This is a genomic window from Rhodopirellula sp. J20-39, from assembly GCF_057365095.1.
The window spans coordinates 6,657,729-6,672,226 of the sequence record NZ_CP195123.1 but is presented as its reverse complement, the minus strand read 5'-3'; the positions used below and the strand labels follow the sequence as shown (position 1 = coordinate 6,672,226).

General features: G+C 54.2%; 10 protein-coding genes. 7 read left to right on the top strand and 3 right to left on the bottom strand.

Annotated elements, in window-relative coordinates; translation table 11 throughout:
* Window positions 1–118: 118 nt before the first annotated feature.
* The 3 genes from ACR3ZL_RS24325 to ACR3ZL_RS24315 all read left to right on the top strand — a co-directional run bounded on the left by ACR3ZL_RS24325 (window position 119) and on the right by ACR3ZL_RS24315 (window position 5,698).
* Window positions 119–2,662 (top strand): hypothetical protein, encoded by a 2,544-nt coding sequence (locus ACR3ZL_RS24325; protein WP_486173038.1) that lies wholly within the window; start codon window positions 119–121, stop codon window positions 2,660–2,662.
* The gene (locus ACR3ZL_RS24320) at window positions 2,655–3,581 is read left to right on the top strand and encodes an ABC transporter ATP-binding protein (RefSeq protein ID WP_473650502.1); all 927 of its coding nucleotides are present in this window, start codon (window positions 2,655–2,657) and stop codon (window positions 3,579–3,581) included. Before ACR3ZL_RS24325 ends, ACR3ZL_RS24320 begins: the two co-directional genes overlap by 8 nt.
* A gap of 266 nt (window positions 3,582–3,847) precedes the next feature.
* Window positions 3,848–5,698, top strand: coding sequence for a phospho-sugar mutase (locus tag ACR3ZL_RS24315; protein WP_473650503.1), 1,851 nt, complete (start codon window positions 3,848–3,850; stop codon window positions 5,696–5,698).
* Between the two features lie 40 nt (window positions 5,699–5,738).
* Here ACR3ZL_RS24315 and epmA read toward each other — a convergent pair whose 3' ends face one another.
* Entirely contained in the window at window positions 5,739–6,734 is a 996-nt protein-coding gene (gene epmA, locus ACR3ZL_RS24310) for an EF-P lysine aminoacylase EpmA (protein ID WP_473650504.1), read from the bottom strand.
* Window positions 6,735–6,982: 248 nt separating this feature from the next.
* Between epmA and ACR3ZL_RS24305 the strand changes: the two genes are divergently transcribed.
* Together ACR3ZL_RS24305 and ACR3ZL_RS24300 are read left to right on the top strand one after the other, a co-directional pair.
* Window positions 6,983–8,134 carry an acyl-CoA desaturase gene (locus ACR3ZL_RS24305; RefSeq protein WP_473650505.1) on the top strand — a complete coding sequence of 384 codons (1,152 nt, stop codon included), beginning with the start codon at window positions 6,983–6,985 and terminating at the stop codon, window positions 8,132–8,134.
* A gap of 337 nt (window positions 8,135–8,471) precedes the next feature.
* The gene (locus tag ACR3ZL_RS24300; protein ID WP_473650506.1) at window positions 8,472–8,993 is read left to right on the top strand and encodes a HesB/IscA family protein; all 522 of its coding nucleotides are present in this window, start codon (window positions 8,472–8,474) and stop codon (window positions 8,991–8,993) included.
* A 99-nt stretch (window positions 8,994–9,092) separates the two neighbouring features.
* Here ACR3ZL_RS24300 and ACR3ZL_RS24295 read toward each other — a convergent pair whose 3' ends face one another.
* Together ACR3ZL_RS24295 and ACR3ZL_RS24290 are read right to left on the bottom strand one after the other, a co-directional pair.
* Entirely contained in the window at window positions 9,093–9,935 is an 843-nt protein-coding gene (locus ACR3ZL_RS24295; protein ID WP_486173037.1) for a hypothetical protein, read from the bottom strand.
* A 440-nt stretch (window positions 9,936–10,375) separates the two neighbouring features.
* Entirely contained in the window at window positions 10,376–12,745 is a 2,370-nt protein-coding gene (locus ACR3ZL_RS24290) for an FAD-dependent oxidoreductase (RefSeq protein ID WP_486173036.1), read from the bottom strand.
* 220 nt (window positions 12,746–12,965) lie between these two features.
* On the opposite strand from ACR3ZL_RS24290, the gene ACR3ZL_RS24285 reads away from it, so the two are divergent.
* Entirely contained in the window at window positions 12,966–13,322 is a 357-nt protein-coding gene (locus ACR3ZL_RS24285) for an HPF/RaiA family ribosome-associated protein (protein WP_473650510.1), read from the top strand.
* A gap of 13 nt (window positions 13,323–13,335) precedes the next feature.
* Window positions 13,336–14,268 (top strand): histone deacetylase family protein, encoded by a 933-nt coding sequence (locus tag ACR3ZL_RS24280; protein WP_473650511.1) that lies wholly within the window; start codon window positions 13,336–13,338, stop codon window positions 14,266–14,268.
* Window positions 14,269–14,498: the final 230 nt, after the last annotated feature.

Genomic DNA, 14,498 nt, shown 5'->3' with positions numbered 1-14,498 from the left:
ACCGAGATCGGGTTATTTAACCGAATCGTTGACACGCACATCAGCCACCCGTGTCGCTTCAAGAAAAAACTTGAGCTGGAGCGGCACGAGCTTCGTTTTTCGTTTGATCGTACTAGCCATGCCGCTTTTGGCGGGCTGCGACGGATGCCGATTAAACGAAGATGGAACTGACGCCGCAGACGATGGCGCTGCCAACCGAGCAGCTTTCACATCGCGGGCCGCTCAGGCATATCCGATTAGTCGCGCTGATGCGGGTACGGGCGGGGCACTCGATGGGGCGGCGAAACCAGGACACTGGACGACTGTCGGTTTCGGACTGCGGAGCAACCAGGAGGACCGGCGCGGGACGGTTGGGATACAAGCCAAGACATCCCTTTCATCCAGCGGGTTTGTTGGAGAAGTGAAGGACGAAGAGTTGGAAGATGCCTCTGGTGTTAGTCTTCTTACTCAGCGGCCCGTCGTGCTACCCAAGGGACAATTAAGGCGTTTTGATACGCGGTTGCTGACTCCGATGCGGAGCGGTCAAACGGTAGACTCAATTGCATTGGAAGGTGAGTTCGGATCGACCGATTCCACTCATCGATTTGCAACCCAGCCCTCACGGCTGATGGCGTTACAGGCTCAAACGTACTTCTTTGTAGTCCTAACCGATCGGGCGGAACGATTCACTCGGTTGCAGACTGCCGATTGGGTGCAGCCCTATCAAAACGAATTTGCTTTTTTTCAAGCTCGTGACAACTACCGGATCGTAATCCCACCGACCAACGGAGTTGTGCCCCTCGCCGAGACTGCTTTGGATTGGACTTCCACGGCGGTTGTGCTGTGGGACGATTTGCCCGTGCGAGCACTGACATCCAGTCAAGTGACGGCGGTTATCGATTGGTTGCACTTTGGTGGGACGCTGATCATCAATGGGCCAGTCGCGGCGGAATCGCTCAATGAGAAAGCGTTTCGAGAGTACGTTCCTATACAGTTCAACGGGAACGAAGAACTGCATAGCGAAAATGCACAGCAGTTCATTCGTTCGCATAGTGTGGGTTCGGATGTGTCGATCAATTCGATCTTGGCTCGCTTGGACAAAGACTCTTCACGTATCGCCGTTGCTGGTCAGCCGCGTGGCGATGCGAAGCCAATCGGTGAAGGAGGACTGCTGGTTGAGCGAAGGGTCGGGCGTGGAAGGTTGATTCAAAGCCGTGTCGACTTGATGAGTGAATGGCTGACGGCTTGGAAGTCGTATGACAGTTTTTGGAACTCAGCCATCTTGTCGCGTCCGCCGCGAGTCTTTCTGAAGGACAATGGCGTAATAGCTGAGCAGAAAGCAAACGCGGGAGCGATCCTTGCCGGTGGGGCGGACCAGGATGGTGGCGAATCAGGGCTAGCTTCTGATGACAGTGGTTTGCCGCCGCTTCGGCAGACGTTTGTGGGTGTGTCCACCGAGGAAACGCATCCGGCGATCAACACCGGTGTTCGTTGGTTGTCACGCGATGCGGTCTTGTTCCAACCCAGTACGCCGGAAGATATGGACGATGCTCCCGTTACGGAAGAAGCTACAGAGTTGGATGGTGGTTCGGCGCTTTCACCGTGGATCACATCGACGCTTTGGACGCACCCAGTCAGCGGTTTAGGAGGATGGAAAAACGACAGCCCGATCGTTGCTTGGAGTCGACAAACTTTGGCGGGTGAGGTGGGGCTGGCGATCCCCGATTCAAAGTTGGTTTTTCGAAGCTTGATGATCTACTTAATCGTTTTGATTCCAGTGAACTATTTGTTTTTTCGGTTGTTGGGTCGATTGGAATGGGCGTGGCTGGCAGTCGTGCCGTTGGCAATCTTGGGTGCCTTGTATGTTGCTCGCGCGGCGCAGCTTGACGTAGGGTTCGCCCGCAGTCGCAACGAAATTGCGTTCTTGGAGGTGCCACGCGATTACGATCGTGGGCATCTGACCCGGGTGATGGGATTGTATAACTCGCTGGCTAGCCGATACCGCATCGATTTTGATGATCCCGATGCTGCCATCGAGGTTGTGGAGTCGAAGTCAGATGGCGATCCAAACGAAGGTTTGTTTGGCGGGGCGGATCCAGAGTTAAAATTCGGCTACGAAGCGGGGATCTCACTGGACAACGTTTCGGTCGGCAGTAATGCGTACCGGGCGGTGCATGTTGAACAGATTGTCGATCTGGGTGGCCCTATTGAGTTGCAAGGCGATACGCAGGATTCCGCTGAGTCGAGTTCGCTCGTTTTGGTTAATCGTTCCAAGCTGGACCTCAAAGACGTTCATGTCGCACGCTTGACGAAGGAAAATGATTTTGAATTGATCGCTATCGGGGAGTTGTCGGCGGGAGTGTCGAAGCCTTGCGGTCTCGGTGAACGGGGAGAGGTTTCCGTCGAATCCGATGTGGCGATGAACGTCGATGATGCCATCAGGCGGATGCTAACAAAAGAAAATATTGAGCAAGGGACGATACGTTTAGTCGGGCGAATCGATGATGCGATGCCTGGGGTGACGATCTCGCCGGATACTCAACAGGTACGTGGCCAGACCATCGTTTTGGTCCATTTGCGTTATCAGCCAACGCTTCAGCCGAAGCCTGACTCCAATTTGATCGGTGATTTTCGCCGCCGACAAACCACCCTTCCTGGCGATGAGAAACCAGCCAATGATTGAGCTAGAAGGATTCGGAAAAGATTACGGTGACTTCACGGCTGTCGAAAAGATGGACCTGAAGATCGAAGAGGGTGAAACGTTTGGTTTCATTGGACCCAACGGAGCCGGCAAGAGCACCACGATTCGATTTTTGGCAACCTTGCTGAGAGCGACCCGCGGTCGTGGCGAGGTGGCTGGGTGTGACGTGATGGGAGATCCCATGGGCGTGCGCCGGGCGATTGGCTACATGCCGGATAACTTTGGTGTCTACGATGGCATGCGAGTGTGGGAGTTTCTAGATTTCTTTGCCGTGGCGTATGGAATCAACCGCGTGGCACGTGCTTCGATCATTGACAATGTATTGGAATTGCTAGATCTCGGGCACAAACGTGATGACTTCGTCAACGGGTTGTCGCGAGGGATGAAGCAGCGGTTGTGTTTGGCCAAAACGCTGGTGCACGATCCGCCGGTTTTGATTTTGGACGAACCGGCCAGCGGTCTGGATCCGCGTGCGCGGGTGGAGGTGAAAGCTCTCTTTAAAGAGCTTCGAAAGATGGGCAAGACGATCGTCATCAGCAGTCACATTTTGACGGAACTGGCCGACTGCTGCACGTCGATCGGGATCATCGAACGGGGGCAGCTGTTGATGCATGGCCCAATCGACCAAGTCTATCGACAAATACGCCGAAACCGTTTCGTCGAAATTGCTTTCACCGAGAACCAGGATGCGGGGATATCAATCCTGCGTAGCAGTCCAGCGTTGCGAGATTTGGAAATACGTCCAGATCGTGTCATCGCTGAACTGGAGACGGACGACGCTGGTTTGGCTCAATTGATGGATTACCTGATCGCTCAGGGTGTGAAAATGCGATCTTTCAATGATCGCGACCCGACGCTTGAAGACGTCTTCATGACAGTCACACAGGGTTTGGTTAGCTAGCGGTTTTTCGAGGCTCAAGCTGGCGCGTTTTCGCCGACAACATTTCGTATTGCTGATTTTCGCTTCGAGTCGGAAGTGGGGCCGGATGTCTTGTGGACGTTCGCTGTTGTCAATTTCCCAGCCGTAGAGCGTGATCGGCAGCGGGAAAGACTGCGTTTGGCGAGGCCTGTTTGGACGGTGGTGGTGGGCGCCGTCTAGGCGTTCTAAACTAGGGTCAATGGAACTCGTCCATTGTCTTGACTTGCCCTACCAACCAACGCACTACCATGACTGACTCGGCTAATTCGACTGCTGACCCGACCCGAATTCAAGACGCACTTGCAAGTGTGGATCAAGCGTGTGAACAGAAGCTTTTAACCGCTGGAGCGGTGACGAATATTAAGAGTTGGTTAACGGAGGAGCGTTATCGAGAATACCGCGACAGCGTTTTGCGGCATATCGACGAGAAACAATGGCAAAAACTGGATGACGTTTTCTGGACGATCATCCCGTTTGGTACCGGCGGACGTCGAGGGCGTATGTACGAGATTGGTTCCAATGCGATCAACGATCGAACGATTGGTGAAAGTGCGCAGGGTTTGGCAGACTATGTCGTTCGGTTCCACGGTGGCAAGAAACCGTTGTCGTGTGCGATCGCGTACGACACTCGTCACCGATCTCGTCATTTCACGGAGTTGTGCGCCGAGGTCATGGTTGCGGCTGGAATCAAGGTGTACTTACTAGACGACTACCGCGCCACGCCGCAACTTTCATTTGCGGTGCGTCACCTGAATTGCGATTGTGGAATTATGGTGACGGCAAGTCACAATCCACCTAGCGACAACGCGGTCAAGGTCTACTGGTCCAGTGGTGCCCAAGTGTTGCCGCCTCATGATAAGGCGATCATCGATGGTGTGATGAGTTGTCAGGAGATTAAACGCGGTAACTTCAAGCAGGCACTGGCCGATGGCATGATTGAAGTAGTAACCGACAAGATTGACGCTGCATTCTTGGACGCGGCGTCAGCGTGTGGTTTCGAAGGGGCACGGGACGTGAAGATTCTTTACTCGCCGTTGCATGGCGTCGGTGAAGCGGCAGTGGTTCCGTTGTTGCAGCGAGATGGTTTCAGCGACATCACCGTTTACGAACCGCATCGGGAACGAAGTGGAGATTTCCCGAACGTTCCTGGCCATGTTTCGAACCCCGAAAATTCGCAAGTATTCGCCAAGCCGATCGAACAGGCACGGGCGGAGGGATTTGATTTGGTGCTGGCTACCGATCCGGATTGCGATCGGTTGGGAGTCGCGACGCCGTTGACGACAGATCCCAGTGGTGAATGGGGGACGTTCACGGGTAACCAGATCGCAGCTTTGCTGGCGAATTATGTGCTGAGTAAGACGCCTGAATCGAAAAAGAACGATAACTCTTATGTTGTCAAAACATTGGTGACGACTGAGTTGGTTCGGCGAATTGCCGATTCGTATTCCGTTCGTTGTGTTGGCGATTTGTTGGTGGGATACAAGTACATTGCCGAGGCGATGGACCGCGAAGGGCCTGAGGATTTCTTGTATGGATGCGAAGAGTCCCACGGTTATCTGGTGGGTTCGTATGTCCGTGACAAGGACGGGGCGGTGGCTTGCATGCTGATGAGTGAATTGGCTGCCGAGCTGAAAGCCAAGAATCAGTCGATGCACGACTACTTGGGCGAGCTGTTCAAGCAGCATGGTTACCACCGCGAGAACCTGGTCAACGTGGTCATGGAAGGCAGCGAAGGGATGGCTGCCATGCAGGCTCTGATGAAGGCGTTCCGTGAAAAGCCACCGACTTCGCTGGGTGGTGTCGCGGTTGCTCAGGTACGGGACTACGGCAACCAAACGGTTACAACGTTGGGGGATTCCGGTGAGTCCAAACCATTGGAAGGTCCGGTTGGGAACTTAATCATCATGGATCTAGAACAGGATGGTAATTATGTTGCCGTGCGTCCAAGCGGAACGGAGCCGAAGGTGAAGTTCTATGTCTTCACGCGTTTGGAAGCTTCGGAGTCGCAAGACTTGCGAGCAGCGGACGTGAAATTGGGTGACCGCATTGCTGCGATTGAAGAAGACGTCCGAGCGTTCGCCAAGTTGGCCACGGCGTAGTTCGTTGACCAGGAACGGTCGGCAATCGGGCCGACCGTTGTTAGGCAATATCGGTGGTTAACGGCATGACTTCCTTGATGTGGTTCGCACCAAGGCGAAGCATCAAAATTCGATCGACGCCGACGGCAACACCACTGCATTTGGGAAAACCTTGACGCATGGCTTTGACCAGCGTCGTTTCGGTCGGCAGAGCATCTCGCCCAGATCTTTGACGAATTTGATTGTTGGTCTCGTAACGTCGGACCAACTCGACGGGGTCGAGAAGTTCGTCGTAGCCGTTGGCCAGTTCGACTCCTCGATAGAACAGTTCGAATCGTTCGGCCACTCGAGGATCGTCTTCACAAGGACGCGCTAGTGCAGCTTGGGAAATTGGATAGCGAGTTAAGATCGTGGGGAATGTTTTTCCCAGTTCGGGCTCGATATGTGTGGAAAGCAAGACGTCTAGTAAGCCGTCACGATCGTCTTTCAGGGAACGGGCCAGATCCGAATCAATCGCGTTGACGTGGCGATGAATGTCGTCGATCGAGCAACCAATCGGATCGAGGTCGAGGGTTTTGTGAAACGCTTCTTGATAGGAGATGGTTTGGAATTGATGGGCGGCGAAAACAACTTTGGCAAGTTCACCCAGCAGGCTGATTGCGGATGCCGCATCGCCGCCTTTCTCGTACCACTCCAGCATAGTGAACTCGATGTTGTGTCGGTTCCCCATTTCAGCTTTGCGGAAGACAGGGGCTATGGCGAAAATAGAGGGTGCTCCCGCGGCCAGCATCCGCTTCATTGCGGATTCCGGAGAGGTTTGGAGTAAATACCGATGTGCTGATTTTTCGTCGTTGATTCGGTCATTCGAGTTGCTAGCAACAGCTAGTCCCAATTCCTGGACAGGAATTCCGATTGGATCTAGATACGCGTCGACGACACAGTCCCTGCTGAGACATGGCGGTTGGACTTCGCAGAAGTCTCTGTTGTGAAAAAATGCCCTGATTTCCCGCAGCAATCGGTCTCGCTCAGTGCAGCAGGTGGCAAAATCGATGGGCATATTGATGGTGTGATTGACGTAGGGAAGAGGGGGCCGGCGGGGGGGGAGTAACCTGGAGTTGGCGGTCAGGAAACACTCGGGTTTTGCAGGGTGAAGAAACAATTACAGAACTGTTACATCTTGGTGTCCAGGGTGTGACACGAATTCGGTGTCGACTTGGTACTATTCCGTCGAATTCGCTTGCTCCTCGGGGCGGCACCTCCCGTAAAAAACTCTCTCCACACCACGAGACCAGGAATCGTTCTCTGATGTCGACTGTGATCGAACCTTCCCGCTCACGCAGCGGATCGAATAAAGAATCTAACCCCTCCAATACCGGGGCAACGACCCAAAGCGAGCTGGATGCTGCTGCTGGCGTGGAAACCTTGGATCCCAAGGATGCTGAAGTTTGGAACCGTCCAGGATTGGAAGGCTTCCAAGACAAGGCTGAAACGCTAGATCAACCTACCAAGGAAGATGCCGATTCGCAGTCTTCGTTGGTGGCTCAAAAAGCAGCTAAGAAGCTGGACATGGCCCGTCCAACGGTTGCTGACCGAAAGCGGATGGACAACATCAGTTACTGGGCCATTGGCTGGCTCGTGACTGCTCACGTGGTCTGCTTAGCCGCTCCATCGTATTTCACTTGGTCCGCATTGGTCGTCGCTCTGGTAATGCACTGGATGGCCGGTAGCCTTGGAATTTGCTTGGGCTATCACCGCTTGCTAACGCATAGCGGGATGAAGACCTACAACTGGGTTCGCTACCTGTTCGCGGGCATCGGCTGTTTCGCTGGCGAAGGTTCGCCACTGGATTGGGTTGCCGATCACCGCAAGCACCACGCACACAGCGACCAAGAGGGTGATCCGCACTCGCCGCACGACGGCAGCATTTGGAGCCACATGTTTTGGCTTGCGTTCCATACCCACGGCGGTGATCGAAAGGCGTATTTGCAACGTTGGGCACCTGACTTGTACAAGGATCCGATGATGCGTCGGTTCGACATGTTGTTCTTGCCGATTCACATCGCCGTTTCGGTCGCTCTGTTCGGCGTCGGTTATGCCATCGCTGGATTCGATTACGGCATGTCGTTGTTGTTGTGGGGCATGTTCGTGCGACTGGTCGCTGTGTTGCACGCAACATGGATGGTGAACAGTGCTTCGCACATGTTTGGCTACCAAAACTACGAGACTACCGACGATAGCCGTAACAACTGGTTGGTCGCAATCGTTGCTTACGGTGAAGGCTGGCACAACAACCACCACGCTTACCCACGTATGGCAAAGCACGGTCACAAGTGGTGGGAATTCGATATCACTTGGCAAGCAATTCGTTTATTGCGAGCGGTTGGCTTGGTTTGGGATGTCGTCGATTATCGTACGGTTGCCGAGAAGCGAGCTGCTGCGGCCGCTAAGAACGCTTAGTTCTTCAACGAGACAAGACCTTGAGTCTTGATAAAAATTTCACGCTAACGAGGGAAGGATTTTGAAATCCTTCCCTCGTTTTTTATGCCTGGTCAATGCCCACTGATCCGTCTCACGCCCACCGATACCTATCGCATCTTTCTCTCTTGGGCGGTGTCGGCGGTTATGATTGTTGGAGCCTTTGGCCGGCCGCACCTATCGAGGAACGCAACTTCCAAAGTTGCATGTCGGATTGGTGGTGACTGGTCAGATGGTCGGGCATCCAAATCATGAATGTCACGGTGCTCAGAGAACGCTTGGTTCCAACTGTTGTCTACCTTGAAGCGAAGGGAGTGTTATGAATCACTTGTCACTGCAATCTGTGTTGAGTTTCATCATCGTGTTCACCTGTTTTTTGGGGTGTGACTTGGCCGAGATTGGTCAGGTGGCGGAGATATCTGAGGTTGCGGAATCGAAGCAATCAGTGACGACTGAAACGGACAACACCCACAACGGTTTCGTTTCGATCACGCCGCTCGCGGCCGCGAAGTTTCGAGGGTTTCTAACGGACACTCCTACCTCGCATGTCCGCTTGGCCGTGACGAAGGGCGGTTGCTCTGGATTCCTGTACGATCTTCATCTCGAAGACCCACCAATTAATAGCCTGGACTGGATCGACGCTTCGCACGGTTTCACGTTAGTGATGTCACCGGAACACGCCTTGTATTTAGAGGGTTCAACGATTGATTGGGTGACGCAACCGGATGGTACGGAGGGGTTCAAATTTGAAAACCCTAATGCAGTTCAATCGGTCGATGATGGTTCGTCTAATGCGGGTGCGACTGGTGAAGCGAATGAGCCAACGATGTCCGACGCGTAGCGAACTATAGCGGCCGCAAATCAATAGCCTAAGGATCGTGAACACCTAGTTGCATGGAAGACCGGGGGTTGATCTCCGCCGTAGGTGATACCGAGTTCATCAATCGGTATCACCTGTCAGTCCACGCCCAAACTGAATCAGACCGAGGACTAAGAGAACGGGAGGGTAGAAGAAGATAATCCCGCCTAGTAATCCAACGGTGAACCACACCACCGCGCCGATCATCATCAGCAGTCCGATGCCGGTATTCGCATTGAGGAACGAAGGGCCATTGCTCTGGTTTGTTCTGACTCGATCGGAATTGAGCTCTGCGGCGGCGTGGGCTAAATATGGACTTGGTGCGGCGGCGACTTGAGCGGGGGCGCTGATGGGTTTGGGGGCGGCGCCCCGAAACGCCGAGACAGGTGCGGCGTTGAAACCGCCCGCGGGCGATGCTCCTCCGGCGGGCAGATCAGCAAATAGGTCTTTTTGAGGTGCTGGTGCTGCCGGTCTCGCAGGCTGCTTAGCGGCCACAGGATTGTTGCGAGCGGTTGCGGCAGGTGCTGGGCGGCGAGGTGTTGAGGCCGGTGTGGGCTGCGTATTTGCTGCTGATGCGTCAGGCTTAAGAGCCTTTCCGCAGGGGCACTTTAGGGTTCGGCCAGGCGTCCAGTAAGAGGGAAGCTTGAGTCGCTTGCCGCAGGCCGGACATCCAACGATCGTGTCGGACTGGCTGACCGATTGCGATTTATTGCTTGAGGCTGGGTTCGCACGCGATCGTGTAGCTGTCTGCACAGCAGCTTGCGGCGCGGTGAGTGTCGGGCTGGCTGCGCGAGCCGGAGGGACGCGGACCAGCGTCTGGCATTCGCACCTCGCTTGCTTTCCCGCTGCTGTCTCTGGGACCTGGAGTCGTTTAGAACAAGCAGGGCAAATGAACTGGATCATCTCGATTTCCGGCAACGTCATGCTGAAGGGGACCTCGCAAGTCGCGACTCGCGTCCCCCTAGGATAGCCATGTAACACCCCGCTCATCTACTGTTAAAGAGTGAATGTCCCTCGCTAATTTGTGCGTTCTCCGAAATGCAGCTCAGTGTGTGCTGGTTAGCCGAGATTGTTTGGATTGAAAATCAACCGGCGTGAGCGAGAAAACGGGCGTCGAATTCAGTCGAAAATCGCGAAGCAGAAGCTCTTCGGCTGGGATAGATGACCTGGCTGGGATGACGACGGGCAGCGCAGGAAGGCTTGCCCGAATGGCGATCTGATGAAGCGACTCACCTTGAGTGGCTTCATTGGTAGTTCGCGACGAGTTATCCGACCTAGGCCTATTCGAGACCTAGGCCTATCTGAGCCCAGTACTATCGAGACCTATAACTATCTGGCCTCCGCTTAGGTAGCGGCGGCAGCTTTCACTCGCTGACGGGTTCCCATCCGATGGCGTCCAGGTGGACATTGCCGCCAGCACCCTGGGTCGAAATAGTCACCGTCACCGGTTCGCCCGCCGGTAGCTCGTACGTGCCCGCTAAGATTGGAGCGTCCGCACCTTCGTCTCGCTGGTTGATTCGGACGGTGCCGAGTTCTTTGTCACCAATCTGGATCAAGACCGGAACCGAATCCCCACGATTCGGGTGCGGGTGGCTATAAACCATCAGACGGTACTTTTGAGCTTTGGGCAGCTTGGTTGTAAGCTTCGCTGAAGCGTTTGTGTCAGGTCCGGTGAAGCGATAAGAGTAGCCAACGAACCCGGGCAGACCGGTTTGCTTAGGCCACTTTCCTTTGACTTCGGCATCGTGATCATCAATGACGATACCAGGAAGATTGGCTGGATCTCGGCCCTGCATCGGTCCAAGCGGCCCTGCCTCTTTCATCGCGTCTTCAGGGATGATGATTTCGCTGTTGACGGTCTCTCGGCGTGCTTTGCCGGGCAAGCGTAAGAGGTCGAGAAGCTCATCAAGGTGCGCCTCGTAGACGTCTCTTGGTTCGCAATCGTATTTCTCGCAAAGCGAGGCTGCTTTGCCGACGACTTCACCCATCATGCCACATGTTTTCATTACACGGACGGTTCCAAGGGCTTCGTGGGTCACGCTGATACAGCGACCGGCCATAAATAGGTTGTTGACGTTACGGCTGTAGAAGCAACGGTAGGGTACCGGATAACCGTACATGCGATCGACGCGGCGATCGTGTACAGCATGGCTGATGAAAGGGTTATCCGCGAATTTTTCGGCGTATTGTTCCTTGGGGTAATGCAGATCGATCGACCAAGTACTGGGTACACAACCGTCCGGGAAGTCTCGTTTCGCAATGACGTCGTCTTGGTTCAGCACGACATCGCCCATCAAGCGATTGCTTTCCCGTGGACCGCCGATATAGGCAACCCAGGTCAGAATTGCGTTCTTGTGATCGGCAGAACCGTCGCGGTTCTTCATGGCATTGAATGCACCGTAGACCGCCCGCAGGTTCCAGTCGCGGATGGCTTCGGCGCCACCGAGCGGGTCCTTGTCGAAACCACTTTCCCAGAACCATTGGCCGTGGTGATCGCGTGGGTAGGGGAAGTCGGCCATATTCAGGTCGAGCGCCCAGGGCGTTTCAGGAAAACTTTGGGTTTGGTCGGCTTCGTCCCAGGCCCACATGTTGCTCATGCCCATGCGGCCCTTTTCGGTGAATTCCAGGTCCGCGCCAGCCCAGGTTCCAATCCAGCCGTGACCGGTAGCGTCGACGAATAGGTCGCCAACAACTTTCAGATCCTCGCCGGTCATTGTGTTAAGCAATCGCACGCCATTGATGTGTCGTGTTGGCTTTGCGACCTGATCGGTAGCGGCGTTAGGGGTGTTGGGAACATCGATCGCATCGACGGCATAGGCGAAGTGATGGAGCATCAAGTCGATGTTCTTTTCAGCCAGCACGATCAGTTCTTTGGTGTCATCGCCAAACTCTTCATAGGTGCCTGGGGATTTCTTAGCGTGGTCGCAAAATTCTTCGACGATCTCGCCGATACGTGGGAACTTGCCACGGCGGATATTGCCCATCGCCCACACGCGTACTTCGCTGGATCCGTTACCACCCAGTACACCGCGGTCTTGAACGAGAGCGACTTTGCAACCCATGCGGGCCGCTGACAGTGCGGCTCCCATGCCAGAGTAGCCACCGCCGATCACCACCAAATCGTAGGGGCCTTTTTCAACGGGCTTTTCGGGAAGGCCAAGTTGGGATCGTCGCCAAGGTGAGAGCACGTCGTCGACCGCTGGCGGAGTCGCACGGATGTTGGTGGTTAGATAGAGACAATCGCAACAACCGTCAAAACCAGTTAAATCGTTCAGCGAAATTTGGTGCTGTCCAGGTTCCAATTCGACAAGCCCACCGTCCTGCCAGGCCCAGTTTTCGGATTGGGTTCCGAAGGTTGTTGCCAACGGTTTACCATCGATTTGTACTTTGAACTGACCCGGCGATGGCGAAGCGTCCCAGCGAGCGACCCAGTCCATCGTGCGAACCCAGACGCGATATTGGTCGCTTTCGGTTGATTTAAAGGTGGTCGTTGCGTCGTCGACGGGTTGGCCAAGTCCGTGTGCGATCAAATACGGGGAGCCCATTTGTTCGATGAACTGAGTGTCCAGTTTCCATCCGCCTCGATCTTCGAAACTCTCTGCTTCAATAAAAATTTCCTCTGCCAGAACGGACTGCGTCGAGGCGAGATTCGTGATCCCAGAAACCGGAAAGTTGAAGATAGACGCCAGCGGTATCAATATCGCAGCGAACACGAAATGGCTTCGGTTTTCCATGATTTGTTGGCTCAAAGAATGTTGGGGAGGAGACGTGGGGAACGTCCAGGGGGGAGGAAGCGACCTTGGTTTGATGACAAAAATTAATGTCAATTTTTGCCCGGTGTTGGGGGCGAAAATGCTCGCCAGATCCGACCCAAGGGCGTAGAGCATAGTATAATAAACCTGGGTGCGCAAGTTTGCGTCCCCATCGTCGATTCTCTTTTGAAAGGCTGGCAACATGCAAATTCAAACCCACACCGACAACCATATTCATGGTGATCAAACGCTTCGAGGCTATGTCGAAGAAGCTGTGGTGCACGCGATGGGACGTTACGAGGATCGGATTACACGGGTTGAGGTGTTTTTGGCCGAAGAGCATTGTCAGGACAAATTCCATGGCGACGACGACAAACGCTGTGTGATGGAAGTTCGGATGCGGGGTTTGAAGCCGATGTCAGTTCGACACTACGATTCGTCGGTGAGGGAATCATTCGAGGGCGCAGCGATGAAGCTGCAGCACATGATCGAGAAAACCCTCGGGAAGCTTGCCAATCGGCCGGACAACGTCAGCCTTAGTGCTGAATTGATGTCTTGATCGAACGCGGACGGTGACCCTTTTCTATTACGATCCGCTGTTCATGGAGCATCAAACGGGCAATCATCCTGAGAGCCCGAAACGATTGCTGCCGGTCACCCGTCACTTAAGCTTCGTCGGTCTGGACGCGATGTGTTCGCGTCCGTCGTGGAAGCCCGTGACGCGAACGCAACTTGAGGCGGTTCATACCGCTGAATATGTGGATCGTCTCGAACAAGTCGCCGCCTCCGGTGGTGGCTGGCTGGACGAGGACACTCGGATGTCCAATCAATCCTTTGAAGTCGCTCGGTCGGCCAGTGGTGCGATTTGTGATGCCGTCACGCGGGTCATGCAAGGTGAAGACAAGAATGCATTTTGTCTTTCGCGACCGCCTGGGCATCATGCGACATCCAATCAAGCGATGGGATTTTGCTTGTTCAATCATGTGGCCGTGGCAGCTCGCTGGGCGTTGGATTCAACACCGTGCGAGCGAGTGATGATTGTCGATTTCGACGTACATCATGGTAACGGTACGCAAGACCTTTTTTACGATGATCCAGCGGTCGCTTACTTTTCAATCCATCGAAGCGACTTCTATCCGGAAAGCGGCCACGCTGAAGAAATTGGGGAAGGTGCTGGTAAGGGAACGACGCTGAATCTTCCGATCACGTTCGGTACCGACCGGATCTTGCAACTCAAGCAATTCAAGCAAAGTGTTAAACAATTCGCACAGTCGTTTCAGCCTGACCTCTTGATTGTGAGTGCTGGTTTTGACGGGCACCAAGACGACCCGGTCGGGTCACTGGGGTGGCACACTGAAGACTACGCGACGGTCGCCGAGTTTCTAATTGAACTTGCCAAAGAACATTGCGACGAAAAGTTGATCAGTGTTTTGGAAGGTGGCTACAACCCTGAAGCACTCAGTGACAGTGTGACCGTCTATTTAGAATCCATGCTGGATGCTTGAAGTTCGTTGGAGGCAAAATTGTGCTTGCGATTGAATCGGCTATCAGGTGTATCTGATGCCCTGGTCACTGCGAGTGTTGTTCCGTAAAGCGATTCGCTGTGGCACTTGAATTCTTGATCTGATCCACGCGGCTCCATTCAGTCTATAGGCCCACCATCGTATTGAGTGTGAGGTCTTGCGGTGGAAATGCGAGGGAATCGCTGGGGCAAAGCTCATTCGATTTGCCTGAT

Coding starts and splice junctions, on each gene's coding strand:
- ACR3ZL_RS24325 (WP_486173038.1), top strand. CDS start 119: ATGCCGCTTTTGGCGGGCTGCGACGGATGCCGATTAAACGAAGATGGA.
- ACR3ZL_RS24320 (WP_473650502.1), top strand. CDS start 2,655: ATGATTGAGCTAGAAGGATTCGGAAAAGATTACGGTGACTTCACGGCT.
- ACR3ZL_RS24315 (WP_473650503.1), top strand. CDS start 3,848: ATGACTGACTCGGCTAATTCGACTGCTGACCCGACCCGAATTCAAGAC.
- epmA (WP_473650504.1), bottom strand. CDS start 6,734: ATGCCCATCGATTTTGCCACCTGCTGCACTGAGCGAGACCGATTGCTG.
- ACR3ZL_RS24305 (WP_473650505.1), top strand. CDS start 6,983: ATGTCGACTGTGATCGAACCTTCCCGCTCACGCAGCGGATCGAATAAA.
- ACR3ZL_RS24300 (WP_473650506.1), top strand. CDS start 8,472: ATGAATCACTTGTCACTGCAATCTGTGTTGAGTTTCATCATCGTGTTC.
- ACR3ZL_RS24295 (WP_486173037.1), bottom strand. CDS start 9,935: ATGACGTTGCCGGAAATCGAGATGATCCAGTTCATTTGCCCTGCTTGT.
- ACR3ZL_RS24290 (WP_486173036.1), bottom strand. CDS start 12,745: ATGGAAAACCGAAGCCATTTCGTGTTCGCTGCGATATTGATACCGCTG.
- ACR3ZL_RS24285 (WP_473650510.1), top strand. CDS start 12,966: ATGCAAATTCAAACCCACACCGACAACCATATTCATGGTGATCAAACG.